This window comes from Rhodococcus sp. WAY2 (assembly GCF_009859915.1).
Taxonomy (GTDB): Bacteria; Actinomycetota; Actinomycetes; order Mycobacteriales; family Mycobacteriaceae; genus Rhodococcus_F; species Rhodococcus_F oxybenzonivorans.
On record NZ_CP046572.1, the window covers coordinates 5263822 to 5288906 of the forward strand.

Sequence of the window (25085 nt, forward strand, 5' to 3'; positions counted from 1 at the left end):
CCCCCGTACTGCGAGCGCCTAAGCTCTATCCTTGTGCTTTCCGTCGTTCCTCGCCCCGTCGTCGTCCGGGCCCCGTCCAAGGTCAATCTCCACCTGGCCGTCGGGGACCCACGCGCCGACGGCTACCACGAGCTGAACACGGTCTTCCAGGCGCTCTCGCTCGGCGACACCGTGTCGGTCGCGCCTGCGGATGCGCTGACGGTGAAGGTTCGCGGTGAGGATGCCCGCGTGGTTCCCACCGACAGCCGCAACCTCGTCTGGAAAGCCGCCGAGATGCTTGCGATCGAGGCCGACCGGCGTCCCGACGTCGAGATCTCGATCGACAAGGGCATCCCGGTTGCCGGTGGCATGGCGGGCGGCAGCGCCGACGCCGCCGCGACGCTGGTGGCCCTCAACGCGCTGTGGCATCTCGACCTCTCTCGTGAGGACCTCCATTCTTTCGCAGCGAAACTGGGTAGTGACGTGCCGTTTGCGCTGCACGGTGGTACCGCCTTCGGAACCGGACGTGGCGAGAGACTCCTGCCGGTTCTCTCGCGCAGCACCTTCCATTGGGTACTCGCGCTCGCAAAAGGTGGGTTGAGCACCCCCACGGTGTTCCGGGAACTCGACCGCCTGCGCGCCGCCGGCACACCACCGAAGCTCGGCGGTGCGGACGACCTCATGCATGCGCTCACGACGGGCGACGCTGCAACGCTCGCGCCGCTGCTGGGCAACGATCTGCAGGCCGCTGCCCTGTCCCTCGAGCCACGACTGCGGCGGACGTTGCGCGCCGGAGTCGCCGCGGGCGCGCTCGCCGGCATCGTCTCCGGGTCGGGGCCGACCTGTGCCTTTCTGTGTGCTGACGCGGATGCCGCGGTCCGTGTCAGCGCAGAACTCGCAGGTGCGGGCGTGTGTCGCACCGTGCGGGTCGCGAGCGGACCGGTGCCGGGCGCCCGAATAATCAATGACGCGGCGGAGGGATCGCACTGATGGCGAATCTGATCAATCTCGAACAGGTATCGAAGTCGTTCGGCATCAAGCCGTTGCTCGACTCGGTGTCGCTCGGCGTACAGGAAGGCGAACGCATCGGCGTCGTCGGCCTCAACGGTGGCGGCAAGACCACGATGCTCGAGGTGCTCGCCGGTGTGGAGGCGCCCGACTCCGGACGCGTCAGCCGGGTCGGCGGCCTGCGGATGGCGGTGGTAACGCAACGCGGCGTCCTGCCGCCCGGCTCCAGTGTCGGCGACGTGGTTCTCGGACCGCTCGGCGTCGCCGCTCACGAATGGGCCGGTGACGCCCGCATCCGCTCCGTCCTCGCGGGCATCGGAATCGACAACCTCGGCTTGGAAGTCACCGTCGACGGACTGTCCGGTGGCGAGCGACGGCGTGTCGCGCTGGCGGCGGCGCTGGTGCAGGACCTCGACCTCCTGGTACTCGACGAACCCACCAACCACCTCGACGTCGAGGGGGTGCAATGGCTGGCCGAGCACCTGGTGTCCCGCCGTAGCGCCCTCGTGGTCGTCACCCACGACCGCTGGTTCCTCGACACCGTCGCCAACCGCACGTGGGAAGTGGTGGGCGGCAGGGTCGAAAGCTACGAGGGTGGTTACAACGACTGGGTTTTCGCACGGGCGGAGCGGTCCCGGCAGGCGGACGCCTCCGAGGAGCGCCGGCGTAACCTGGCCCGCAAGGAGTTGGCGTGGCTGCGGCGCGGTGCTCCGGCCCGCACGTCGAAGCCCAAGTACCGGATCGAGGCCGCGGAGGCGTTGATCGCCGACGTGCCGCCGCCCCGCGACAACGTGGCGTTGGCGTCGTTCGCGCAGCGCCGGCTCGGCAAGGTGGTCATCGAACTCGAGGATGCCCGTCTCGAGACGCCCGACGGCCGGGTGCTCGTCGACGACCTCACGTGGCGGCTCGCGCCCGGTGAACGTGTCGGTCTGGTCGGGGTCAACGGTTCCGGCAAGACGACGTTGCTCCGCACGCTCGCCGGGGAGATCGAACCTGCGTCGGGCAAACGCATCCAGGGACAGACGGTCCACATCGGATGGTTGCGCCAGGAACTCGACGACCTCCCCATCGGCATGCGGGTCCTCGAGGCCGTCAAGGACGTCGCGGAGCGAATCACTCTGGGCGACAAGGAGGTCTCGGCTGGACAGCTGGCCGAGCGGCTGGGCTTCACGCCGGCTCGTCAGCGAACACCGGTGGGTGACCTGTCGGGCGGTGAGCGGCGCCGCCTCCAGCTCACGCGAGTGCTGATGGCCGAGCCCAACGTCCTACTTCTCGACGAGCCGACCAACGACCTCGACATCGACACCCTGCAGCAGCTCGAGGACATCCTCGACGGCTGGGCGGGCACGATGGTCGTCATCAGCCACGACCGCTATCTGATCGAGCGCATCTGTGACACGACCTGGGCACTGTTCGGTGACGGGAAGCTGACCAACCTCCCCGGTGGCATCGAGGACTACCTGCGACGCCGTGCGGTGATGGGTGACGTCGGCGCACCGTCCGTCGCGTCGACAGCGACGGGTGCGTCGGCACCCAAGCAGGCGCGTGACGGTGCGGCGGAACGTGCTGCGCGCAAGGAACTTTCTCGCCTCGAGCGTACGGTCGCCAAGCTGGACGAGCGCGAGCGGAAGCTGCACGAAAAGCTGGCCGAGGCAGCGACGGATCCAGACAAGTTGCAGAAGCTCGACGTCGAGCTCAAGCAAGTGGTGGCCGAGAAGGAAGCGGCTGAGGAGCAGTGGATGGAACTGGCCGCCGATCTGGACTAGCCGGTCGGAAACCGAACGGTCAGCACACCATCCCGGTCGGTGACGTGGACCGTCCGGCCGATCACCGACCGCGGGGGAGTGCGGGTGTACGCCGACAGGACGGCTGCGTCCTCGGGCCCGGTGCGTCCGGCGAGGCGCCGCCCGTCGGACGTGTGTGCGACGACGAATCCGGTGGCGGGGACACCGTCGCGGCCGTACTCCACGGTGGTCGTGAGAATCTCGGCTTCGCCGTCGTATCCGGTGACGAGTTCGGGAGCGTCCGAACCGAGCTGTTCCGGCTCGGGGGTGCCGATGTAGCCGTTCCGGTGCGGCGTGCCCGAGAGCAGGACGACGTGCTGGTACGTCAGATATCCGCCGTTGCCGTGGACGAGGGCCGGGCCGGCGCCCTCACGAACGCGGCGGGTCACTTCGGCGATGGCGTGCAGGGTGTAGCTGTTGAGCGGGCCGCCGAAGAACGAGTGCCCACCGGTCACGCTGGGGACGGTGTCCTCGGGTAGGCCGAGTGCGCGAATCAACAACTTCGGGACCACCGGGAAGCAACTGTAGGCGTCGACGACATCGAGGGCGGACGCCTCGAGGGAGGCCTGGGCCAGCGCGCGGCCGACGGCCTGGTTCATCGCCGCGGAGGCTCCGAAGCTGTTGCGGGCAAGCACATCCACCGGGTCGGTCGCTCCGGCGCCACCCCACAGATAGACCACACGGTCGTCGGCGATGCCGTGTTCGCGGGCGAGCGCCAGGGAGCACACCACGACCGCGGCCGCCTGATCGACGAACGGCATGGCGTTGAGCGTCAAAGGATACGGTTCACAGACCATGCGATTGCCCGGTCCGGTGGTCGCGATGTCTTCGGGGGAATACACCGTCGACGTCCACGACGCCGGATTCTTCGCCGCCAGCTCTGAGAAGGCCGAGTACATGCGGGCCGACCACGCCGAGGATTGCTCGGGTGTGCCGCCCGAATCGTAGGTGAAGCGATTCTCGAACAAGGGATAGACGCGGGTCGGCACGATCAGCCCGGCCCGCTGCATGCCGGGGCTCCCGAGATCGGAGGCATCGAAGGCCGGTGGCCCTCCCGGCGCCGTTACCCAGCCGAGCGACACCGGATCGGTGCCCGACTTCTGTAACGCCGTCATGGTCGCCTGCGCCTCACCGCCCACCAGCAGTGCCACCGACGATCGACCGCCGGCGATGTCGTCACCGATGCGGTCGAGAAGAGCAGCAGGCCAATGGCCGCCGATCGGCGAGGTGCTTGCGATGGTAGGCGCCTGCAGGTTCAGCCGGGCCGCGAGCAATCCCGGAAGATCGTCGTAGGACCAGCTGACGGACTTGACCGCGTGTATCGCGTCGATCCGGGACCGCAGCGCTGCGACACCGCAGTCGGCGATCGCTGACTGCGCGGCCTCCGAGATGAGATCGAGTGGCTCCCGCGGGCCCGCAGGAACCCCACTTCGTCCGGACCGTACGTCGCCGACACCGACGATGACGGGTACGCGCGCTGGATCGAGCATGGAAACCCCTTCGGTGTCCGGACGGTCGAGAACCTCGTCAGCGACACCCTAGTGTGGAACGCGTTATATGTAGATGTCGGGTCACATTCACCCTGGGGGATCGGAGATCGAGTGTGGCCGAAGTCCGATCGGCGCGTTTTCGACGGGTGCGGGCGGGAAGTCGATTCGTGACCTTTTCGTGTCCCGAATCACGGCGCAAATATGCATGATCCGGGCAAAAGGGGGGAATCCAAGGCGAGCCCGCAGATGTTCGGACTAATCTGCAGTCCAGGGCATGCATGTCGCTGCACAGGAGGCGGGGGTCATGGATCTCGAAGCAATCAAACAGATCGAGCAGCTCAAGCACCGTTACTCTCGTGCACTCGATACCAAGTCGTGGGAAGAATTCGCCGACACCATGGTTCCCGAAGTCAAGGCCACGTACAGCGAATACCTGACGTTCGATTCCCGTGACTCCTTCGTGTCCTTTCTGGAGAACACGTTGGGCACTCACGTGATCACCGAGCACCAGTGCGGGCAGCCCGAGATCACCGTCACCGGTGACACGGCTGTCGGAGTGTGGTTTCTTGCAGACACCACGCTCATCCCCGAGGACGGCATGTTGCTCCGGGGGTCGGCCTACTATCACGACAGTTACATCCGGTGCCCCGATGGTGCGTGGCGGATCACGTCCACCGGGTACGAGCGCACATGGGAATCGGTGGCTGCGCTGTCGGACTTCCCGAGTTTCCGGCTGACTTCCAACAAATGGGCGATGTTGCAACCCCCCGCCTCGGCCTGACCGAGCACCGGAGGTTGCCACGACGAGGCGGGAGGTGACGATGTCGTCTGCAGTGCCCGTTCCCGGTGCGGTGCCGTACCTTACGGTGCGAAGAGGCACCGAAGCTGTCGAGTGGTATTCGGCGGTATTCGGCGCGCGAGTGGTCGGGGAGCCGATCGTTCTGGACGACGGCAGGATCGGCCACGTGGAGTTGCAGCTCCCCACCGGGATGATCTACCTCGCCGAGGAGTTCCCGGAAATGGGTTTGACTGCGCCGGAGTCAGGTTCGACATCGGTCAGCTTGATGCTGGCCGTCGACGATCCCGACGCCGTCCTGTTGAGTGCCCGCGATGCCGGGGGGACCGTGGAGCGGTGGATCTCCGAGGGGCATGGACATCGCAACGCCACCCTCATCGATCCGTTCGGGCACCGCTGGATGCTCGTCGGGCCGTAGGCCACACCGGCCCGCTACTGTCGGCACATGCCGATCGCACCGGACCCTTCGTCGTTCCCGGACACCCGGGCGTGGATACGGGCTTTGCCCGCGCTCACCGTCGTCGACCCAGCGCTTCCCGAACCACTGCCCGTCGATGCGTTGCCGGACGCGCCGCAGATCCTCTTTCTCGACTGGCTCGCCGAGGCGGCGGCCGCCGGTGTTCCAGAACCGCACGCCGCCGCGTTGTCGACGGTGGACCCGGGCGGTCGACCCGACGCTCGGTTCCTTCTACTCAAGGACGTCACGGAGCGAGGTTTCTGGTTTTCCGGCGACACGCGTTCGCCGAAGGGGCGTGATCTGACGTCGAACGCTGTTGCTGCGCTGACTATCTACTGGCGGGAACGGGGGCGTCAGATCCGGGTGCGCGGAACTGTGGTCGACGGCGGTCCGGACGTGTCGGCCCGCGATTTCCGGGAGCGGTCGGTGACCGCCCGCGCCGTCGCGACTGCGAGTCGCCAGAGCGAGGTGCTCACCGATCCCGCGGAATACGAACGGGTGGTCACGGCGGCGGCCGCGAGCATCGAGGCCGACCCCGACTTCGTGTCGAGCACGTGGCGAGCCTGGTGCCTAGTGCCCGACAGCGTCGAATTCTGGCAGGCCGATCCCGGGCGCCGGCATCAGCGCTGGAACTACCGAAGAGAGCCCTCGGGCGAGGGGTGGACGCGCGCGATTCTGTGGCCGTAGGCGCCTGCCGGATGCGGGACGATCAGCGAAGGGTCGTGGAGGGGGAGCGCAGGTCCACGACGATCGACTGGCCGTTCAGCTGGGCGTGAATCTCCGGCCGTTCGAATCCGGCCGCCACGAGGTACTCACCGAGCAGCTCGAGCAGTTCGTCGGCGTCCACGGTGGGGTCGGCGGAGTGGCTGCTCGCGGACGCGAGGTGGTCCTCGAGAAGTTCGGTGTGTGCAAGACGGCCCGCGACCCGCACGGCTGCCACTCCCATCGCGTTGCGTCGCTTCACGGTGCGTCCACGGGACTCGAGGGACGAGGTGGTGTCAACCGGCTCGGCTGCCTCCTCGGTGCTGTGAGAGCCCGAGCTGCGCGTCGGCAGCGGGAAGGTGAACGTCTCGGCGGAGCTGGGCGTCGACGCGCCGTTGCCGGTCAGTGCTCCGCTGCTCGGTTCCGCGAAGGCTGATTCGGCGGTCGAGCCGTTGCCTCTGGAGCCGTTGCTGCCCGATCCATTGGTAGAAATGCCGTTCTCCATCGTGTCGCTTCCTGCTCGTAGACAAACGGGTTCTCGCACCAGCCCGCCAGTTTGCTCGATACGAACGTGAAAGCTACCAGCACCCGAGGTTCCGCCGCGGATCCGGCGGACGGCCGACTTCAGTCGGCGGCGGCCACCAGCGGCTCGAGCGTGAGGTCGGGCAACTCCTTCTGGATGTACTGCAGTCGCCACTTGTCACTCACGAGCGCCAGTAGAACGCCGTCGGATCGGGTGAACACCTCGACGCCGCGCTGACGGTTCAGCTCGTCGACGGACTGCGGATCGGTCCGTCGGGCCAACGCGTAGGCAAGCGGTTCCATCCGGGCCTCGACGTTGAACTCGGCCTTCATCCGGGCCGCAACCACCTCGAACTGCATGGGGCCGACCGCCGCCATGACGGGTGACGCGTCGCCGCGAAGGTCGTTGCGCAGAATCTGCACGACACCTTCGGAGTCGAGCTGATCCACCGCGCGGCGGAACTGCTTGTACTTGCCCGCGCTCTCGGCCCGCAGGATGGAGAAGTGCTCAGGAGCGAACGACGGGATCGGCGGGAACTCCACCTTCTTCTCGAAATAGAGAGTGTGCCCGGGGGCGAGGGCCGTGGCGTTGACCAGTCCCACCACGTCGCCCGGGTAGGCGGATTCGACGGTGGACCGTTCACGACCGAACACCGTCTGCGCGTACTTGGTGGTGAAGGGCTTACCCGTCTGGGCGTGGGTGACCACCATGCCGCGCTCGAAGACGCCGGAGACGATCCGCATGAACGCGAGGCGGTCGCGGTGGGCTGTATCCATCCCGGCCTGCACCTTGAACACGACGGCACTGAACGGGTCCGTGACCTCGCGGGGAGTGCCGGTGATGTCCTCACGGGGGCGGGGCGGCGGCGCCAGCTCCACCAGAGTGTCGAGGATCTGCCGCACGCCGAAGTTGAGCATCGCCGACGCGAAGATCACCGGCGAGGTCTGACCGCCGAGGAACAATTCCTGATCGTGGTCCTGGCCGGTGGCCGAGAGCAGCTCGCTCTCCTCCGCGGCGGTGACCCACTCGCTGCCCTCCTTCGCGAGGGCGGCGTCCGCGTCCATCAGCTCTTCCGGGGCGATCTTGGCGCCGCCCGCGGTGCGGGTGAACCGGATGTACTCGCGGGGGGCGCCGTCCTCGCCGCGGCGCAACAGTCCTCGGAAGTCACCGGCGATGCCCACGGGCCAGTACAGGGGCGTCGGGGTGAGGCCGATCCGCTCATGGATCTCGTCGAGCAGTTCCAGCGGTGTCTGACCGGGGCGGTCCCACTTGTTGATGACCGTGATCACGGGGATCCCACGGTGACGACATACCTGGAACAGCTTGAGCGTCTGCGGTTCGAGACCCTTCGCGGCGTCGATGAGCATGACGGCGGCGTCGACAGCGGTCAGGACTCGGTAGGTGTCCTCCGAAAAGTCCGAGTGACCGGGAGTGTCGACCAGGTTGATGACGTTATCGGTGAGGTCGTCCGGCGACGCCTCGGTGGAACGGTAGTTGAACTGGAGAGCCGTGGAGCTGACCGAGATACCGCGGGCCTTCTCCATCTCCATCCAGTCGGACACCGTCGACTTGCGCCCCGCCTTCCCGTGCACGGCGCCCGCCTCGGAGATCACCTTCGCGTGCAAGGCGAGAGCTTCGGTCAACGTCGACTTACCGGCATCGGGGTGGGAGATCACAGCGAAGGTCCGGCGGCGCTGAGCCTCCGCGCGGACGCCCTTGCCGAGCTTGTCCTGCGACGAGGCAGTGGTGGCGACAGACTCCGCCTCGGCTGGGATGATGTCGGCCGAGTCGGACGGGGTAGTCAACGAAGAACCTCTCGGGGGACTGGATGCGGAAAAGCCAGGTGGCCGCATACCAGGTTACCCGGGGGCCGAGAAGGGATTTACAGCACATCCGGCGAGAGGTAACACTGACCTGACGTAACACTCAGCTCGGGTTCGGATATTTAATCAGCGTGAGTCGTCGGGGCGCTCCGGAGTTACGTCTACTGCGTTCGGACACCCGTATCTGCACGAGGAGAAATCTTGAGCAAGTTCACCGACGAGATGTATGCCACCGCTGTCACCAGCAACCGCGGGTTGGTCACCGGTGAGCCGGATGCGCCGTTGCGACAGCCATGGGGCGAAATTCATCGGGTGGCGCGGCGGATGGCGGGTGCGCTCGCGGCGGCGGGTATCGGCCACGGCGACGCCATCGGCATCCTGGCCGGTCAGCCCGTCGACATCGCGCCGTCCTGTCAGGGAATCTGGATGCGTGGTGCGTCCGTCACGATGCTGCATCAGCCCACCCCGCGCACCGATCTGGCGGTGTGGGCCCAAGACACCGAAACCGTGATCAGAATGATCGATGCGAAGGCAGTGATCCTCGGTGCGCCATTCGACGCGGCCAAGCCGCTACTCGAGGAACGCGGCATCACAGTGGTGACGGTGGCCGAACTGAACGAAGGTCCGGAGGTCGAACCGGTCGAGACCTTCGAGGACGACATTGCCTTGCAGCAGCTCACCTCCGGCTCCACCGGGTCGCCGAAAGCCGTGCAGATCACCCATGAGAACTTCTACACCAACGCCTACGCGATGATCGATCGCATCAAGTTCTCCCTCGACGACGACGTGATGGTCAGCTGGTTGCCGCTGTTCCACGACATGGGGATGGTGGGCTTCCTCAGTGTGCCCATGCAGGTCGGTGCCGAGGTCGTCAGCATCACCCCGATGGACTTCCTCCGCACCCCGCTGTTGTGGGCGCAGCTGATGGGCAAGTACAAGGGCACGGTCACGGCGGCACCCAACTTCGCGTACTCGCTGCTGGCCCGTCGGCTGCGGCAAGCCGAGGACGGTGTGGTCGATCTGTCCAGCGTGCGGTACATGTGGAACGGGGCCGAACCGGTCGACCCCGACACGATGACGGCGCTCGCCGAGGCCGGCGCCCGGTTCGGACTGAATCCGTCCGCACTCGCCCCCGTCTACGGGATGGCGGAAACCACCCTCGCGGTGTCGATTCCCGACCCGGATCAGGGTCAGGTACTCGACTTCGTCGACCCGGACATTCTCGAGGCGATGTCCCGGGCTGTTCCGTCGAGCAAGCCGAATGCGCGTCCCCTCGCCACCCTCGGGAAGATGGTTCCGAACCTCGAAGGCCGGGTCGTCGACGGCGACGGGGAACTGCTCCCCACCCGTGGAGTCGGGATCATCGAGGTGCGCGGCAAGGCTGTGACCCCCGGATACGTCACTCTCGAGGGCCACAAGCCGGCGCAGGATCCGGACGGCTGGCTCAACACCGGTGATATCGGCTACTTCACCGAGGAGGGTCTCGTCGTGGTGTGCGGTCGCATCAAGGACGTGATCATCATGGGTGGCCGCAACATTTATCCCACCGACATCGAGCGGGCAGCCGGCACCGTGTCCGGTGTCCGCCCGGGCAACGCGGTCGCGGTGCGACTCGACGCCGGCCAGAAGCGGGAAAGCTTCGCGGTCGCGGTCGAAACCAACAACTATCAGGACCCGGACGAGGTCAAGCGGATCGAACACGAGGTCGTGCACGCAGTGGTCTCCGAGGTGGGGGTGCGTCCGCGTACCGTCGCGGTCCTCGGACCCGGCAGCATTCCCAAGACGTCGTCCGGCAAGTTGCGCCGGACCACCTCGGCGTCGCTGGTCCGCGACTGAGGCGCCTTCGGCGCCCGTGCGCCTTTCTGGTAGCTGGAACAACCAAAAAGGCGCACGGGCGCGGAGCGCCTAGTGCAGGCGATTCTGCGCAGCCTCGAGGCCGACCTTCAGCAGGAGTTCGACGGCGTCCGCCGCTTCCTCGCAGAGGATGTCGAGTTCCTTGCGTTCCACCGAGGAGAAGGGCTTGAGCACATACGACGCGGGGTCCATCCGTCCAGGCGGTCGTCCGATCCCGATGCGGGTGCGGAGGTAGTCCTTGGTGCCCAGTGAACTGGAGATGGACCGCAAACCGTTGTGGCCGCCTTCGCCGCCGCCCTGCTTGAAACGGACGGTTCCGAAGTCGAGGTCGAGCTCGTCGTGGATCACCACGATGTTGTCGGGGTCGACGGAGAAGAATCGCGCCAACCCGGCTACGGCGCCTCCCGACAGGTTCATGTACGAGCGCGGTTTCGCCAGGATCGTCGGGCGCCCTTCGAGCCGCCCTTGAATGATGTCGGCGCCACTTTTCTTGTGTGCGCTGAACTTTGCTCCCATGCGACCGGCCAGCACACCGGCCACCATGAAGCCGATGTTGTGCCGGGTCTTCTCGTACTGCGGTCCCGGATTTCCCAGGCCGACCACCAGAGCCGTGTCTTCACTCACCGGCAGGTCCTTCCCTATGGCAGGTTCTCGTCACACGAGAGCGGCGCGTCACCCCGGAATTGTCCGGGACGACGCGCCGCCGAGTTCAGTGCGGTTGCGAGAGGATCAGCTCTCGGCGCCCTCTTCGGCAGGGGTGCCGGCTGCTTCGCCGGTCTCTTCCTCGAGGTCGGCTGCGGTGGGGGCCGGGACGACGTTGACGATGAGCAGCTCGGGGTCGGCCTGCAGGGTCGAACCCTTGGGCAGCTCGAGCTGGTTGGCCAGGATCTGCGTGCCGGCCTCGAGGCCCTCGACCGAAACCTCGATCTGCTCGGGGATGTGCAGCGCGTCGGCCTCCAGAGCGATGGTGGCGGCGTCCTGGGCGACCAGGGTGCCGGACGCTGCCTCACCGGTGACGACGACGGGGACCTCGACCGTGACCTTCTCGCCCTTCTTGATGACGAGGAGGTCGGCGTGCTCGATGTAGTTGCGGATCGGGTGGATCACGACCGACTTGGTGAGGGCGACCTGGGGGGTGCCGTCGATGTCGAGGTTCAGGATGGCGTTGGTGCCGTGCGCACGCAGGATCGCGGCGAAGTCGCGCGACGGCAGGTTCAGGTGGCGGGGATCCTCACCGTGGCCGTACAGAACAGCGGGAACCTGACCATCGCGGCGGGCGCGGCGGGCGGCGCCCTTGCCGAACTCGGTGCGTACGGCGGCTACGAGGGTGTTTTCGTCAGACATGGTGAAACGGCTCCTACAACTCACGGTGGTTACTGGCTGGCGTCTTGTCGTCGGTGAGGGACGAACGGGCGCACGGGCCAGGAGCGAAACGCTCGAGCTGAGCCGTAGCCGCGTCGATCACGGTAATCCAGCGTATCGAACAAGCCGGTTCACCCTCGCCGAGACAACTTACGGAACTCTACCGGATGGCTGCCGGGCCTGCTAATCGGGTCGTCGTTTCGATGACGACCTCACCATGTCGGGCCCAGTCCTGCCACCGGCCCACTAATGGACTAGTGGTGTGGCTCACATGGCCGGGGGTAGCCTCGGCGGTGTGAGCACAGAACCCCGGAGCGCCGACCGGTTGACCGCGGTGGCCAGCGGCGTGGATCTGTCACGGCATGCCCGATTGCTGAGCAGGGTGCACGACGCGGTGCTGTCCGGGCAACAGCCGCCGGTGATGCCGCGGGACGTGGTGGCACGTTCGTGGTCGCGACTGCAGGCAGGTGGGGTGACCCCCGATCATTGTGCCGACGTGGAACCGGCCGACTTCGCGGAGATCGAGGAGCGCCGGACGCGCACCGCGCTGAGGTCCGTTCTACCCGAGCTGCGTAACACGCTGACGCAGGTGGCCGACGACGCCAACTTCATCGTGGTCATCGCCGATGCCGACGGCGTGCTGCTGTGGCGCGAGGGGTCACGCGGAGTGCGCAAAGCCGCTGATGCGCTCGGGTTCACGGAGGGCGCGCGCTGGGCGGAGCAGGCGGTGGGCACCAACGCGATCGGTACGGCTCTCGTCGAAGATGCTGCGGTACAACTCTTTTCGGCGGAGCACTATGCGCCGTCGCATCACGGGTGGTCGTGCACGGGATCGCCGGTCCACGATCCGCGCACGGGGGACATTCTCGGCGTGGTGGATATCAGCGGTTCAGCAATGTCGGTTCATCCGACCACGGTCGCGCTCGTGCGCACCGCGGTTCGCCTCGCCGAGGCCACCCTGTGGCGCGAGCACACCGCGCAACTCGAGAAGTTACGCGGACGGGCCGCCCCGTTGCTGGCTTCGGCGGGTGGTCCGGCTCTGGTCGTCGATCAGCACGGCTGGGTGGCGGGCGCGACCGGGATCGCTGCACCCGAGCGGCTGGCTACGCCGAGTCAGGGCAAACCGCTCCTCGTCCCCGGGCTCGGGATTTGCGTGCCCGAACCGCTGGGCGACGGGTGGCTGGTGCGTCGCCGGGTCGACGGCGCGGGACTGCAGGTGGAACTCGACCTCGGCGCGTCACCGCGGGTGACGGTGTGCGGAGACGCGAACTGGACGCAGGCCCTCTCGCCGCGGCATGCGCAGATACTCCGGGTGTTGGCGGTGGCGGGAACGGGGGGTGTCGATGCCGCTTCCCTCAGCGAGGCACTGTTCGGCGATCGAGAGCACGTGGTGGCCGTCCGCGCCGAAGTCTCGCGTCTGCGCAAGACTCTCGGCGCGGTGCTGAGCACGCAGCCCTACCGTTTCGCGGACGGCGTGAGCGTGCGGGTGCTCGACTAGCTCTGCTTCGCGGCGGCCACGCCCGCCCGGCGACCGTAGAAGCTGCCGTCGCCGAGCGACGTTCCGCTGGCGTATCCGCCCGCGCACACACCCGACGTGCAGCGGCCCGCTGCGAAGAGTCCGGGAATGGGCTCCCCGGAGACGTGTAGTACCTCGGAGTCGAGGGTGGTCCGTAGCCCGCCCAGAGTGAAGCCCAGCGTGAACCCGCGCAGGTCGAGTGCGGCGACGGGGGAGCCGATCGGCTTCACCCATTCGGACTTCTTGTGCAGCAGGGGATCGATGCCGTCGGCGGCGTGCTTGTTGTAGACCTCGACGGTCGATCGGAGTGCACCCTCGGGCAGCCCCATGTCCGACTCGAGTTCCTCGACGGTCTCGGCGACCCACTTGGGTTGTACGCGCAGGAAGGGGGTGGCCGTGGTGGCGGCAACACCTTCGTCGTAGGCCGCTTCGTCGATGACGAGGAACGCCTGATTGTCCTGGTGGAACAACGTCATCTGACCGATGCGCCCCGAATAGGTGTCTTCCGGGACGTACCGCTGTCCGCGACCGTTGACCAGAATGCCACGCACTATCAATTGGGGATCGCACACGAAGGCCACTTCGGTGGCGTCCATGTGGGCCAGGTCGGCGCCGAGAGCCTGGGCCATCAGGATCGACCGGCCGTCGTGTTCCTCGATCGCGGCACCAGGCCGGCCGATGAGGCGGGGAGCGTAGGCCTGAATCATCTTGTCGTTGTAGGCGAAGCTCCCGGTGGCGAGGACCACGCCGCGTCGGGCCCGGACGGCGACTTCTTTGCCGTACTGCTTGGCGATGATTCCGACGACCCGACCGGTGTCGTCCGTGATCAGAGTCTGCACGCGCATGTCGTATTCGGCTCGCACGCCCAGCTTTTCGGCGGCCTCCACCAGTGGCTTCATCAGCATGTAGCCACCACCCTTCTCGCCGGTGCGCTTGCCGTCCATCTGCGGAACGTGTCCGCGGGGTGCAGGTGTGGCGATTTCGTTGAACGGTGCCGCGTTCTCACCACCCGAGTACATGAGGCCGTCGTCGAACGGCGGTTCCCAGCCCGGCTCTCCCCAGAAGCTCGCCTTGAACGGCACGCCGCACTCGACGAGCCAGTTGTAGTGCTCGACACTGCCGTCGCAGTAGTCGGCGATCTTCTCCTCGTCGGCGCCGGGGCCGAGGGCTGCCATCATGAACTTCTTCATGTTCTCGGGCGAGTCCTCGAAGCCACAGGCTTTCTGAAGGGGTGTACCGCCGCCGAGGTAGATGAAGCCCCCCGCCAGTGAGGCTGCGCCACCCCAGCCGCTGGTGCGCTCGAGGACCAATACCTCGGCGCCGGCCCGTGCCGCCTCGATCGACGCGGACACACCAGCGATCCCGTACCCCGCGACGACGACGTCGGCCTCGTAGTCCCACGTGGCGATCTCGGAAACGGGTCGCGGGCGGATCGGAGTCGGTTCGGCCATGGGTGGTCCTCTCGGGCGCTCGGATGTGACGATGCACGGCTATCCGAACTGTAACCTGTTATAGTCGGGAGTCGACCTGCCGTCTCGCTGAGTGGGAGGCGATTTTCACGCTGTGCCTATAACTCCAGATCACGCACATCGGTCAGCTCGTAATGAAGCGTTTCCGTCCGCATCAGCCGGTGGGCGAGGTGGACGAAAACTCGTTGCAGAACCGGGTACCGCTTGTCGATGAGCACGCCGGCAGCGCGGGACTCCTCGCCGCTGAGCAGACGAGCCGTTGCCTGGGCCGGCGGCCCGGTCGGTTTGCCTGCCCAGGTACAGGGGCGGATCCGGACTTCGGGGAAGTTGCGGAGCCGTTTGTTCTTCGACGCCTTGCCCGGAGTGCGGAAGACGGCACGTTCGCCGTCCACCACCAGATTGACCGGAGTGTCTACCCAGGTCCCATCCCGCTTGCGGGTCTGCAGTTGCACGACCTTCTCTGCGGCGAAGCGGGGCAACGCCGTCGATGCCGGATTCGTCATTTTTCTCGCGTCCTGGCTTGTCGGTGCTCCCAGATTACGTCGCAGCCCCAGCCGGAACCACTACTTCGCCAGCGCTGCCACTTCCGCGAGTGCCCGATCGAGATCGTCCGGGGAACAGAAATAGTGTGGGGAGGCGCGGACGACGGCGTCCAGATCGCGGGCGCTCATGTCGAGCAAGGTCGATCCGCGCAGGCTGGCGGTGACGGTTACCTGACGGGTCGCCAATTGCGCACGCACATCCCGCGGATCGAGACCGTCGACGGTGAACGACACGATCCCGCAGCGGCGGGTCCCGAGGTCGCGCACCGTGACGCCGTCGATGTCGGACAGCCCCGAACGCAGGTACTCGGCGCCGTCGACCACAGCCGCCTCGACCTGGTCGACACCGAGGTCGAGGAGATAGTCCACTGCCGCGCCCAGGCCCAGCCGGGCCGCGACGTCGCATTCCCAGAACTCGAACCGGCTCGCGTCCGCGGCCATCCGGTAGTCCTCGGCCCCGGTCCATTCGGCACTGTGCAGGTCGAGTGCCGCCGGCTCGAGGGTCGTGGTCAGTTCATCGGCGATGTAGAGGAACCCGGTGCCTCGAGGGCCGCGCAACCACTTGCGGCCGGTCGCGGACAACGCGTCGACGCCGAGCTCGGCCACGTCCAATGCGACCTGTCCGACGGACTGGCACGCGTCGAGAAGCACGAGAGCTCCCTGGGCGTGTGCCAAGTCGACCACCTCGCGGACCGGGTTGACCAACCCGCCGTTGGTGGGCACGTGCACCAAGGACACGAGACGGACCCGGTCGTCGAGGAGCTTTTCGAGGGCGACGAGGTCGATCTGGCCGGACGGGTCACTCGGAATCACGTCGACGGTCGCGCCCGTGGACCGTGCCCGTTGAAGAACGGCGATCGCGTTGCTGGCGTACTCGACTTCGGAGAGAAGGACCCGGTCACCCGGCTTCAACGGGACCGCCTGGAAGAAGTCGTTCCATGCGGTGGTGGCGCTGTCGACGAGTGCGATGGTATCTGCGCTCGCGCCGATCAACCGGCCGATGGAGGTCTTCACCGAGGCGAGGTCACCAGCGCGTTCCGCGGCCGCGACGTATCCGCCGACGTCGGCCTCGCGGCGCAGATGAGCGAAGACCGCGTCGAGTACCGAGGTGGGTGGAAGCGAAGACCCGGCGCTGTCCAGAAACACCTTGTCGAGGCAGCCGGGGGTGTCCCTTCGCGCGCGCTCGAGGTCGAGCATGTCGGATACCTCCTGTTCAATGCGAATGGTGTCGAACGTACCGCGGCGGACTGACGAAAAGTATTGCCGTTCGCACGTGCATAGGTGGGCCCGGCGCTCTATCGTCGATAACGACGTTCAGGCGGCGCCCGAAAGGGAGGGTGGAATGGGTACTGCGATCCAGTCCGTCGAGGGAGTCGGTGTCACGTCGCGACCTGCCGCGGAGGCCTACATAGGCGGCGTCTGCTTCAAATTGGGTCCCCCGCAGCTGATCGGCGCGGAGTTGGAGTGGCTCACCGCGCAGGTGCCCGAATTCGTGCGTCCCGATCTGGCAGCTTTTGCGGACGCCCTCGGGCCGCACACTCCACGAACCATCGACCCTTCGTCACCAGCCGAGCCCCTCCCCGGCGGCAGCGCCGTCACTGTCGAACCGGGCGGACAGATCGAACTGTCCAGCGCTCCCTGCCGCTCCGCTCGCGAACTGTGTGACTACCTTTCCGCGGACTACGCCGTTCTCACCGATCTGCTCTCTACCCGGGCAATTCTCATGTCCTCCGAGGCGGCGGACACGCGCCGTCCTGCCCACCGGCTCCTTCAATCGCCGCGTTACTGCGCGATGGAGTCGCGCTTCCGGGAGATCGGCCCTTACGGGAAACTCATGATGTGCAATACCGCGGCCACGCAGGTCAGCGTCGACGCGGGCGCGGACCCAGCGGCCGTGGAGCAGCGTTGGCAGCTGCTGCACGCTATCGGGCCTGCACTGATCGCGGCCTTCGCGTGCTCCCCTCGGTTGTACGGGGTGCCGGACGGGCAGTGGGCGTCGCAGCGGATGCGAACATGGCTCGAACTCGATTCGCCTCGAACCGCCGGAACGCGTAACAGCGGCGACTACGCCCGCTGGGTGCTGGATGTACCGCTGCTGTGTGTCCGGGGCGACGGCACCGACTGGACTGCGCCGCCGGAGGCGACTTTCGGCGACTGGGTGGACGGGGCACTCGACGACGTGATCGGACGCTCCCCGACTTCCGCGGATCTCGACTACCACCTCACGACCTTGTTCCCTCCCGTCCGGGCCGCCGGTTACCTCGAGGTGCGCTACCTCGACGCGCAACCAGGGAATTTGTGGCGGGTGCCGGTGGCGGCAATCGACGCGTTGCTCTCGGGTCCGGGTGTCATGGCCGAGGCGCTTGCCGCCGCTCTTCCGACGTCGGAGCGTTGGCACGATGCCGCCGAGTTCGGCCTGGCCGACCTCGAATTACGCGCAGCGGCAACGGCTCTGTTATCGCTGGCGGCGTCGTATTCGCCGGACCCGGAGTTCGTCCGACTTCTCGATGCCGCCGCCGAACGATGTTGCCGGGGCCACGCTCCGGGCGAGGAGAGCTGATGGGAACCCGCGAGAAGGTCGAGGCCGTACTCACCCGTGCACGCCGGCGAACCGCCGGACTGACGGACTGCCTGGACGACTCCGACCTCGTCGCGCAGCATTCGCCGCTGATGAGCCCACTGGTCTGGGACCTTGCCCACATCGGTAATCAAGAGGAATTGTGGCTCGTGCGCGATGTCGGAGGCCGTGAACCGGTCCGTAGCGACATCGACGAGTTGTACGACGCGTTCAAGCATTCTCGGCGTTCCCGTCCGTCGTTGCCACTGCTGAATCCGGCCGAAGCGCGGCACTACGTCCGTACAGTCCGGGACAAGGCGTGGGACGTCCTCGACAACAGCACCTTTCGCGGCAGGCCGCTCGAGGAACACGGATTCGCCTTCGGCATGATCGCCCAGCACGAGCAGCAGCACGCCGAGACGATGCTCGCGACCCATCAACTGCGTTCCGGAGCGCCGGTTCTGAGTGCGGACGCCGCGCCGCGTGTCGGGGTGCCGGTGACCGAGAAGGAAATCATCATCCCGGCCGGAATATTCACGATGGGCGCGTCGGACGACCCCTGGGCGTTGGACAACGAGCGCCCGGCACACTCGGTGTACGTGCCGGCCTTCGAAATCGACGCCGTTCCCGTCACCAACGGTCGTTACCTCGAGTTCATGGATGACGGCGGATATCGTCGCCCCGAACTGTGGAGTGAGCGGGGGTGGGCGCACCGCTGTGAGGCGGCACTCGAAGCGCCGCAGTTCTGGGAGAGCGACGGGCGGGGCGCTTGGTGGCGCCGGGTGTTCGGGGTGCCCGCACCACTTCACCCGCAGGAACCGGTGGTACATGTCTGCTTCTTCGAGGCCGAGGCGTTCGCACGGTGGGACGGCAAGCGACTGCCCACCGAGGCCGAGTGGGAAAAAGCTGCTCGATGGGATCCCACCACGGGACGCTCCCGCCGGTTTCCGTGGGGTGACAGCGATCCGGACGACTCGTCGGCCAATCTCGGACAGCGGTTCCTCGGACCGGCTGTGGTGGGAGCGTACCCGTCGGGGGCCTCGCCCCTCGGTGTCCACCAACTGGTCGGTGACGTTTGGGAATGGACGTCCTCACCCTTCGAGCCGTATCCCGGATTCACGGCGTTTCCGTACCGCGAATACTCGGAGGTGTTCTACGGAGGGGATTACCGGGTATTGCGAGGTGGTTCGTTCGGTACCGATCCTGTGGCATGCCGCGGCACGTTCCGGAACTGGGACCACCCGATCCGACGGCAGATCTTCTCGGGTTTCCGGTGTGCACGCGATATTTCGGGGGACGAACGCTGATATGTGCCGCCACCTGGGATATCTGGGACCGGATGTATCCGTCGGCGAGCTCATCGGCTGGGGTGAGAACTCGCTGCTGCGGCAGTCGTGGGCGCCGCGGGACATGCGCCACGGCGGAACGATCAACGCGGACGGATTCGGTGTCGGGTGGTGGGGACAGGACGCCTTCTCCCGCTACCGCAGCCAGCAGCCGCTGTGGTCCGATCCGGCACTGCGGGAGACGCTGCCCCAGATACGTTCCGGCGCAGTGGTGGCCGCGACCAGGTCGGCAACGGTGGGTATGCCCGTGCAGGCCACGGCCTGCGCGCCGTTCACCGATCGGACGTGGGCGTTCAGCCACAACGGTCTGGTGAAGGGTTGGCCCGAGACACTCGGACCGCTCGCCGAGCAGCTTCCGGTGACTGACCTCCTGCAACTCGAGGCGCCGACCGATTCGGCTGCGCTGTGGTTACTGCTGCAACGAGCGCTCGCGGAGCAGGGGCCGGAGAAGGCGCTCACCACGCTGGTTCGTGCCGTCGACGCGGCCGCACCGAAGTCGCGCCTGAATTTTCTGCTCGGTGACGGCCGCGAGTTGTGGGCCACCACCTGGGATCACTCACTGTCGGTGCTCGTCGACGACGACAGGGCAATCGTCATGTCCGAACCTTTCGACGACGATCCCGGGTGGCAGCCGGTACCGGATCGGCACATCGTGTACGCCCGCCCAGGACATCTGATAATCACGCCGCTCGAGATGGGAGTCTGATGACCACCGCACCGACCCTCGAGGTGTATCTGGAACCGGACCAGCTGAAGGACGCACTCCGCAAGGATGCGACCGTTGGGTTGACGTCGAATCCGAAGTGGCTGCCGCCCAAGTGGTTCTACGACGCGCGCGGAAGTGAGCTGTTCGAACAGATCACCGCGTTGCCGGAATATTTCCCGACGCGCACCGAGCGAGAACTGCTCCGGCAATGGTCGGGGGAGATCGCCGAGGTGGCGGCACCGGAAATTCTGGTGGAGCTCGGTTCCGGCTCCTCCGAGAAGACGCGGTTGCTACTCGAAGCGGGAACCCGACACGGAACCCTCCATACGTATGTGCCGCAGGATGTATCGGTGTCGGCGCTGCAGGGCGCCGCCGAGCAGATCGGGACCGAATTCCCCCACCTTACCGTCCACGGCGTGGTCAGCGACTTCACCGATTCGCTGCATCACCTTCCGCGGGGCGGTCGCCGCATGATCGCATTCCTCGGGGGCACACTCGGCAACATGGTCCCGGGCGAGCGGGCCGAGTTTCTCGCCGGAATCGCCGACGTGCTCGAGCCAGGGGAACATCTGCTCCTCGGAGTCGGACTGGTCACCGACCCTGCAGTCCTGGTCCCGGCGTACGACGACGCGGCCGGTGTGACAGCGCAGTTCAACCTCAATGTGCTGCAGGTCCTGAACGGTCAGCTCGACGCAGACTTCCCGTTGGACGCGTTTCGGCACATCGCGCTGTGGGACGCCGGTAACGAGTGGATCGAGATGAGGCTCGAAGCTCAGCGCGCCCTGTCCGTCCGGGTTGCGGCACTCGACCTGGACGTCGAGTTCGCTCGCGGCGAGCAGATGCGCACGGAGATTTCCGCGAAGTTCACGCTCCCCGGAATCGCGGGGGAACTGGCCGCGGCCGGTTTCGAGGTCGAACGCACATGGAGCGACCCGGACGACCGCTTCGCCCTGGTGTGCGCAACACGGTCCTGACCGACAAGATCAACTTCGGGTCTCTGCCCGCCTATAGTGACCGGCATACCGCAGTCGACCCGAGGAGTATCCGTGCGTCAGTCCAAGCTCGCCGCCCTCGCTCTCGCTACCACAGCCGTTCTCGGTCTTCCGACAGCGCAGGCTACGGCGCAACCGTCGCCGTTCCCGTTCGACACGGGCAGCCTCGGGTCCGGCAGCGGCGACCCTGAAATTCCGACGGAAGACACCCTCCCGGACCTGACCGTCACCCCGCTCCTCGAGGGACTCGATCATCCCTGGGATGCGGTGCAGGCCCCGGACGGTGCCGTGCTTACAGGCCAGCGGTCGGGTGGTTTCTTCGTCCGTCGCGCCGACGGATCGACCGGTCCGGTCGCCGCGGACCTCGCCGACCTGTATGTGCAGAGTGAAACGGGATTGATGGGGATCGCGCTGGCTGCGGATTTCGCGCAGTCCCGAAGGCTGTACACCTGCCAGGGATTCCAGGGCGGCGGCGTCACCGACATCCGGATCCAATCGTGGACCGTCGACTCGGCCTGGACGGAGTTGACCCGCGGCGCCGCGGTGCTCACCGGAATACCAGTCCAGGACGGGCGCCATGGGGGATGCCGAATTCTGACTGCCGCCGACGGCACCCTTTTCGTGGGCACGGGAGATACCGCAGCACCGGGGGTGCCTCAGGACCCGAACTCGTTAGGCGGTAAAACTCTTCACATCAACCCGGACGGGACACCGGCCGCGGGAAATCCGAATGCCGACAGTCCCGTCTACACACTCGGCCATCGCAATGCCCAAGGTCTCGCGCAGCAACCCGGCACGGGCCGCGTCTACGCCGTCGACCAGGGCACAACTCGGGACGACGAGGTCAACTTGCTCGTCGCCGGTGGCAATTACGGATACAAGCCGGATCGTATCCCCGGCATCTACGACGAATCCGTGCCGATGACCGACCCGGTCCGGGTACCGGGTGCGATTGCCGCGGTGTGGAGTTCGGGCAGCACGACGCTGGCTACGGGGAGTGGCGCATTCGTCTCCGGTTCGGGTTGGGGGCCGTGGAACGGCGCATTCGTCATGGGCGGGCTCAAGACGAAACAGCTGATTTTCCTTCGCCTGGCCGCCGACGGCCAGTCGGTGACGGCTCAGACGTTCGGACTGCAGGATCAGTACGGTCGGCTCCGCTCCGTCACCCCCACTCCGGACGGCTCGCTGCTCGTCACCACCGACAACGGTGACACCGACCAGGTACTCCGGGTGACACCGCAAGGGTGACGGCGGGGTTCAGATCCAGGCGAGGACTCGGCATGGTCCACCCGACCCACCGGCATGGGTAGGTGCGCCGACCATGACGGTGGCACCCGCCGGCGGTATCTGTGACAGATTAGCGAGCACTTCCACCGCGTACTTGCCGGCGCCCAACGCGCCGAGGTGAGCGCCGAACGTGGTGCTGCGCCCGGCGTCGATGCTCAGGGTGTCGGAGCCGAGACCGACGATGTCGCGCTCGCGGAGCAGGAAGTCGACGGCGTCCGGGTCGAATCCGGGTGTGCGCTGGACGCCTGCGGTGTCCACATTGACGAATGCTCCTGGATGTCCCACGCGATCCGCCCACCCCGAGTGCATCGCCACGAGGCAGCGGTCGGGCAGCGTGCCGTGGTCGGACTCCCAGTCCACAATGTCCTGCCGGGTCAGCAGGGCGTCGTTGTCGGTGTGTGCACGCGCAGCGATGTCGATGACAGCGATCGGTGCCACCAGGTCGCGGGGCGGAATCTGTTCGACCGTGATGCCGTCCGCGCTCGCATGGGCCGGAGCGTCGATGTGGGTGCCGGTGTGCTCGTCGAGGCGTAATTCATTCTTGTAGAACACGCTTGTCGCGCCGGGGGCGAGCGACCCCAGTGATCCCGTGCCGCCGCCGATCTGCGCCAAATTTCGCATCTCGAAGCTCTGCGAGCCAGGCCAGACCGGGAAGCCGGCCCGGAGTACGTGCGTGAGATCGACGATCGGCCCCTCAGGCGGCGCCACCTGAGGCACGGGCGCAGCGGACACCGAACCTGCCGTGGACGCTACGAGCGCCGCTGCACCCAACGCCCCGAACATGGCACGACGAGTCATCTGCGGGCCGCGGCCCTCGATCGCTCCGTACACGTGGTTCATGATCCGTGGTGAGCACATCACGGCTCCTTCGGTGGGGGAAGCGGTTCCGACGCATCATAAGCGTTGGTGCGCACATCCCCTCGGATTCCGTTCCAGTCCGCCCGGGACCTGTCATGTCCTGTCCCTGCCGCGCCTACCCTGTCCCTGCCGCGCCTACCCTGTCCGTCCATCCCACCACACGAACGGGACGTTCGTTGCGTCAGATCGAGCGAGCGTCCCGTTCGTGCGGGCCGGCGATGACGGGCGCGACGAACTGCTCGATCATGGCGCGCTCGTCGTCGTCGTCGACTCCGGGAACGGTGAGCAGCGAGACGATGACGCGCACGAGCCACCGTGCTCGGCGTGACGTCTCCTCGCCACCCAGTCCCGTCTGCCCGAGGAAGGCGGCGCCCAGCGACTCGATGACCTCCGAGGAGTGCGCAATCTGTGCGGCAAGTCCCGAGTCGCCCAACTGGAACCAGGCGGCCAAGGTGGGGTCGCGGCGGACGAGCCGGATCGCCGTGAGCATCGCCTCGACGATCACGTTCTGCGGGTCGGCGGTGCCCGAGACGTCTTGTGCGATCAGCGCACCGATGCGGCGGGCCTCGCGATGGACGAAGGCGAGTTGCAAAGCCTGGCGGCTGTCGAAGTAACGGTAGATGGTGGCGCGCGAACACCCTGCGGCCCGGGCAACCTCGGCCATCCCGACGGCGTTGATGCCGTTCTCGACGTACAACTGTGCCGCGACATCGAGGATGCGTTCGGCGGCGACGCGGGGGCGCTCGTCGCGCATCCAGTCCCCGGTCACGATCCGCGCACCGTGAACGGGATACTCGTCGGGCGGCGCACGTAGTTGCCTTCCGCGTAGACGACGGCATCGATGTCGACGGTGAAGTCGGGGCAGCGGGCGAGCAGCTCCTCCAGGGCGATGCGTGCCTGCATTCGGGCAGCGGCCGCTCCGAGGCAGTGGTGGGCCCCGTGACTGAACGTCAAAATCTGCTTCGGTCGTCGTTGCACGTCGACCTCTTCGGCGTCGGACCCGAACTGGCGCGGGTCGCGGTTCGCTGCACCATACAGCAGCAACGTCTTTCGCCCCTCCGGGATGACGGTGCCCTCGATCTCGACGTCCCTCGTGGTGGTGCGGGCGAGGCCTTGCACCGGCGACGTCAGACGCAGAAGTTCTTCGACGGCATCGCCGATGAGTTCGGGGCGGTCGATGAGGAGTTGCCGTTGGTCGCGGCGCTCCGTCAGCAATTGCACTGCCCCGCCCAGCATTCCCGTGGTGGTGTCGTTGCCGCCCGTCACCATCGTGAAGGCGAATCCGAGGATCGAGAGCAAACCTTCCACGTCGCCGTCGGTGCCCATCCCGCCGGCGACGAGGTGGGAGATCGTATCGTCTTCGGGTTCGGTGCGACGACGCTCGATCAGCGTGGAGAAGTACGTCATCAACTCGGTGATCGCATCGGTCGCGTTCAGGGTGTCGCCCTGGGCGTTGGCCGCCACGATCGCCTCGGTCCAGCCGTCGAACCGGTCCCGGTCTTCTTCGGGAGCCCCGAGGTAGTGGGCGACGACCATGCTGGGCAAGGGTTTGAACAGCTCCTTCACCACGTCGCCCTCGCCGATCTCGCGGAGCCGCTCGATCCGCTGCACCACGAATTCCCGGACGGCGGGCTCCACGGCGGTGACCTGGCGTGGTGTGAAACCTTTCGACACCAGCCGCCGGAACGCGGTGTGATCGGGCGGGTCGAGCATCACCAGGGGAGGGTTGTCCTGCAGCCCGATTTTCTCCAGCTCGCCGTAGGTGGTGGTGAGTCCGGAAGCGGAGGAGAACGTGCCCGCGTCCCTCGCGGCAGCGTAGACATCCGCGTACCGGGACAGCACCCAGTAGTCGTGCCCCGAGTGGTCCTCAGGAACGACCTGGTGCACACGATCGTGATCGCGCAACTGCGCGTACATCTGCCACGGGTCACGCCACGAGTCACCCGACCTCGGCACGAAGGACACGCTGTTCGACACATTTGCGGTCATGTATCGATGTTGAGACATATTCGGCAATGTGTCAACCACAGTGAT

Annotated in this window: 23 protein-coding genes; 12 read left to right on the top strand and 11 right to left on the bottom strand. The window is 66.7% G+C overall.

All coding sequences use genetic code 11. The annotated features are described in order from the left end of the window. Positions 1-33: 33 nt before the first annotated feature. Both GFS60_RS23745 and GFS60_RS23750 read left to right on the top strand, forming a co-directional pair. Positions 34-969, top strand: a complete 936-nt coding sequence (locus tag GFS60_RS23745; RefSeq protein WP_159925077.1) for a 4-(cytidine 5'-diphospho)-2-C-methyl-D-erythritol kinase — start codon at positions 34-36, stop codon at positions 967-969. Beyond that, on the top strand, positions 969-2753 hold the full coding sequence (locus tag GFS60_RS23750) for an ABC-F family ATP-binding cassette domain-containing protein (RefSeq protein WP_159925079.1): 1785 nt from the start codon (positions 969-971) through the stop codon (positions 2751-2753). The genes GFS60_RS23745 and GFS60_RS23750 overlap by 1 nt, the downstream gene beginning before the upstream one ends. On the opposite strand, the gene GFS60_RS23755 is transcribed toward GFS60_RS23750, so the two are convergent. After that, positions 2750-4261: an acetyl-CoA acetyltransferase gene (locus GFS60_RS23755; protein ID WP_159925081.1), complete on the bottom strand. Its 1512-nt coding sequence runs from the start codon at positions 4259-4261 to the stop codon at positions 2750-2752. The two genes, GFS60_RS23750 and GFS60_RS23755, sit on opposite strands and share 4 nt — an antisense overlap. A 304-nt stretch (positions 4262-4565) precedes the next feature. On the opposite strand from GFS60_RS23755, the gene GFS60_RS23760 reads away from it, so the two are divergent. Genes GFS60_RS23760 through GFS60_RS23770 form a run of 3 tightly spaced genes read left to right on the top strand, consistent with a single transcriptional unit; the run spans position 4566 to position 6201 of the window. Continuing rightward, positions 4566-5042: a nuclear transport factor 2 family protein gene (locus tag GFS60_RS23760; RefSeq protein WP_109332434.1), complete on the top strand. Its 477-nt coding sequence runs from the start codon at positions 4566-4568 to the stop codon at positions 5040-5042. 40 nt (positions 5043-5082) lie between these two features. After that, positions 5083-5475 (top strand): VOC family protein, encoded by a 393-nt coding sequence (locus GFS60_RS23765; RefSeq protein ID WP_159925083.1) that lies wholly within the window; start codon positions 5083-5085, stop codon positions 5473-5475. 27 nt (positions 5476-5502) lie between these two features. Next, a complete protein-coding gene (locus GFS60_RS23770) occupies positions 5503-6201 on the top strand; it encodes a pyridoxine/pyridoxamine 5'-phosphate oxidase (protein WP_159925085.1) in 699 nt (232 codons plus the stop codon). A gap of 22 nt (positions 6202-6223) precedes the next feature. On the opposite strand, the gene GFS60_RS23775 is transcribed toward GFS60_RS23770, so the two are convergent. After that, positions 6224-6721, bottom strand: a complete 498-nt coding sequence (locus tag GFS60_RS23775) for a hypothetical protein (protein ID WP_159925087.1) — start codon at positions 6719-6721, stop codon at positions 6224-6226. Between the two features lie 119 nt (positions 6722-6840). Continuing rightward, complete coding sequence (locus tag GFS60_RS23780; protein WP_159925089.1) at positions 6841-8544, bottom strand: peptide chain release factor 3; 1704 nt, start codon at positions 8542-8544, stop codon at positions 6841-6843. 219 nt (positions 8545-8763) lie between these two features. On the opposite strand from GFS60_RS23780, the gene GFS60_RS23785 reads away from it, so the two are divergent. Continuing rightward, the gene (locus GFS60_RS23785) at positions 8764-10398 is read left to right on the top strand and encodes a fatty acyl-AMP ligase (RefSeq protein ID WP_159925091.1); all 1635 of its coding nucleotides are present in this window, start codon (positions 8764-8766) and stop codon (positions 10396-10398) included. A gap of 69 nt (positions 10399-10467) precedes the next feature. Here the strand turns inward: GFS60_RS23785 and pth are convergent, their stop codons facing one another. Together pth and GFS60_RS23795 are read right to left on the bottom strand one after the other, a co-directional pair. Continuing rightward, positions 10468-11040 (bottom strand): aminoacyl-tRNA hydrolase, encoded by a 573-nt coding sequence (gene pth / locus GFS60_RS23790; protein WP_109332429.1) that lies wholly within the window; start codon positions 11038-11040, stop codon positions 10468-10470. A 105-nt stretch (positions 11041-11145) separates the two neighbouring features. Next, a complete protein-coding gene (locus tag GFS60_RS23795; protein WP_109332428.1) occupies positions 11146-11760 on the bottom strand; it encodes a 50S ribosomal protein L25/general stress protein Ctc in 615 nt (204 codons plus the stop codon). Between the two features lie 289 nt (positions 11761-12049). Here GFS60_RS23795 and GFS60_RS23800 point away from each other — a divergent pair, with 289 nt between their 5' ends. Then, the gene (locus GFS60_RS23800; protein ID WP_159925093.1) at positions 12050-13276 is read left to right on the top strand and encodes a GAF domain-containing protein; all 1227 of its coding nucleotides are present in this window, start codon (positions 12050-12052) and stop codon (positions 13274-13276) included. Here GFS60_RS23800 and GFS60_RS23805 read toward each other — a convergent pair. The 3 genes from GFS60_RS23805 to GFS60_RS23815 all read right to left on the bottom strand — a co-directional run bounded on the left by GFS60_RS23805 (position 13273) and on the right by GFS60_RS23815 (position 16502). Then, a complete protein-coding gene (locus GFS60_RS23805) occupies positions 13273-14745 on the bottom strand; it encodes an FAD-dependent oxidoreductase (protein WP_159925095.1) in 1473 nt (490 codons plus the stop codon). The two genes, GFS60_RS23800 and GFS60_RS23805, sit on opposite strands and share 4 nt — an antisense overlap. A gap of 116 nt (positions 14746-14861) precedes the next feature. Continuing rightward, positions 14862-15266, bottom strand: coding sequence for a PPOX class F420-dependent oxidoreductase (locus tag GFS60_RS23810; protein ID WP_159925097.1), 405 nt, complete (start codon positions 15264-15266; stop codon positions 14862-14864). 60 nt (positions 15267-15326) lie between these two features. Beyond that, entirely contained in the window at positions 15327-16502 is a 1176-nt protein-coding gene (locus GFS60_RS23815) for an aminotransferase class V-fold PLP-dependent enzyme (RefSeq protein ID WP_159925099.1), read from the bottom strand. Positions 16503-16647: 145 nt separating this feature from the next. On the opposite strand from GFS60_RS23815, the gene egtA reads away from it, so the two are divergent. The 5 genes from egtA to GFS60_RS23840 all read left to right on the top strand — a co-directional run bounded on the left by egtA (position 16648) and on the right by GFS60_RS23840 (position 22154). Next, positions 16648-17865, top strand: a complete 1218-nt coding sequence (gene egtA, locus GFS60_RS23820; RefSeq protein ID WP_159925101.1) for an ergothioneine biosynthesis glutamate--cysteine ligase EgtA — start codon at positions 16648-16650, stop codon at positions 17863-17865. Further along, positions 17865-19169, top strand: coding sequence for an ergothioneine biosynthesis protein EgtB (egtB, locus tag GFS60_RS23825; protein WP_159925103.1), 1305 nt, complete (start codon positions 17865-17867; stop codon positions 19167-19169). The genes egtA and egtB overlap by 1 nt, the downstream gene beginning before the upstream one ends. A gap of 1 nt (position 19170) precedes the next feature. Then, the gene (egtC, locus tag GFS60_RS23830) at positions 19171-19914 is read left to right on the top strand and encodes an ergothioneine biosynthesis protein EgtC (RefSeq protein ID WP_159925105.1); all 744 of its coding nucleotides are present in this window, start codon (positions 19171-19173) and stop codon (positions 19912-19914) included. Next, the gene (gene egtD / locus GFS60_RS23835; protein WP_159925107.1) at positions 19914-20888 is read left to right on the top strand and encodes an L-histidine N(alpha)-methyltransferase; all 975 of its coding nucleotides are present in this window, start codon (positions 19914-19916) and stop codon (positions 20886-20888) included. The genes egtC and egtD overlap by 1 nt, the downstream gene beginning before the upstream one ends. A 72-nt stretch (positions 20889-20960) precedes the next feature. Continuing rightward, positions 20961-22154 (top strand): PQQ-dependent sugar dehydrogenase, encoded by a 1194-nt coding sequence (locus GFS60_RS23840; RefSeq protein ID WP_159925109.1) that lies wholly within the window; start codon positions 20961-20963, stop codon positions 22152-22154. Positions 22155-22163: 9 nt separating this feature from the next. On the opposite strand, the gene GFS60_RS23845 is transcribed toward GFS60_RS23840, so the two are convergent. The 3 genes from GFS60_RS23845 to GFS60_RS23855 form a co-directional block, all read right to left on the bottom strand. Next, positions 22164-23051, bottom strand: coding sequence for a cyclase family protein (locus tag GFS60_RS23845; protein WP_159925111.1), 888 nt, complete (start codon positions 23049-23051; stop codon positions 22164-22166). Between the two features lie 181 nt (positions 23052-23232). Beyond that, positions 23233-23820 carry a TetR/AcrR family transcriptional regulator gene (locus GFS60_RS23850; RefSeq protein WP_159925113.1) on the bottom strand — a complete coding sequence of 196 codons (588 nt, stop codon included), beginning with the start codon at positions 23818-23820 and terminating at the stop codon, positions 23233-23235. After that, positions 23817-25040 (bottom strand): cytochrome P450, encoded by a 1224-nt coding sequence (locus GFS60_RS23855; RefSeq protein ID WP_159925115.1) that lies wholly within the window; start codon positions 25038-25040, stop codon positions 23817-23819. The genes GFS60_RS23850 and GFS60_RS23855 overlap by 4 nt, the downstream gene beginning before the upstream one ends. Positions 25041-25085 lie beyond the last annotated feature (45 nt).

Bases quoted from the DNA above. Each gene is read 5' to 3' on its own strand.
- GFS60_RS23750 (WP_159925079.1), top strand. From the start codon at position 969: ATGGCGAATCTGATCAATCTCGAACAGGTATCGAAGTCGTTCGGCATC.
- GFS60_RS23755 (WP_159925081.1), bottom strand. From the start codon at position 4,261: ATGCTCGATCCAGCGCGCGTACCCGTCATCGTCGGTGTCGGCGACGTA.
- GFS60_RS23760 (WP_109332434.1), top strand. From the start codon at position 4,566: ATGGATCTCGAAGCAATCAAACAGATCGAGCAGCTCAAGCACCGTTAC.
- GFS60_RS23765 (WP_159925083.1), top strand. From the start codon at position 5,083: ATGTCGTCTGCAGTGCCCGTTCCCGGTGCGGTGCCGTACCTTACGGTG.
- GFS60_RS23770 (WP_159925085.1), top strand. From the start codon at position 5,503: ATGCCGATCGCACCGGACCCTTCGTCGTTCCCGGACACCCGGGCGTGG.
- GFS60_RS23775 (WP_159925087.1), bottom strand. From the start codon at position 6,721: ATGGAGAACGGCATTTCTACCAATGGATCGGGCAGCAACGGCTCCAGA.
- GFS60_RS23795 (WP_109332428.1), bottom strand. From the start codon at position 11,760: ATGTCTGACGAAAACACCCTCGTAGCCGCCGTACGCACCGAGTTCGGC.
- GFS60_RS23800 (WP_159925093.1), top strand. From the start codon at position 12,050: ATGGCCGGGGGTAGCCTCGGCGGTGTGAGCACAGAACCCCGGAGCGCC.
- GFS60_RS23805 (WP_159925095.1), bottom strand. From the start codon at position 14,745: ATGGCCGAACCGACTCCGATCCGCCCGCGACCCGTTTCCGAGATCGCC.
- GFS60_RS23810 (WP_159925097.1), bottom strand. From the start codon at position 15,266: ATGACGAATCCGGCATCGACGGCGTTGCCCCGCTTCGCCGCAGAGAAG.
- GFS60_RS23815 (WP_159925099.1), bottom strand. From the start codon at position 16,502: ATGCTCGACCTCGAGCGCGCGCGAAGGGACACCCCCGGCTGCCTCGAC.
- egtA (WP_159925101.1), top strand. From the start codon at position 16,648: ATGGGTACTGCGATCCAGTCCGTCGAGGGAGTCGGTGTCACGTCGCGA.
- egtB (WP_159925103.1), top strand. From the start codon at position 17,865: ATGGGAACCCGCGAGAAGGTCGAGGCCGTACTCACCCGTGCACGCCGG.
- egtC (WP_159925105.1), top strand. From the start codon at position 19,171: ATGTGCCGCCACCTGGGATATCTGGGACCGGATGTATCCGTCGGCGAG.
- egtD (WP_159925107.1), top strand. From the start codon at position 19,914: ATGACCACCGCACCGACCCTCGAGGTGTATCTGGAACCGGACCAGCTG.
- GFS60_RS23845 (WP_159925111.1), bottom strand. From the start codon at position 23,051: ATGTGCTCACCACGGATCATGAACCACGTGTACGGAGCGATCGAGGGC.
- GFS60_RS23855 (WP_159925115.1), bottom strand. From the start codon at position 25,040: ATGACCGCAAATGTGTCGAACAGCGTGTCCTTCGTGCCGAGGTCGGGT.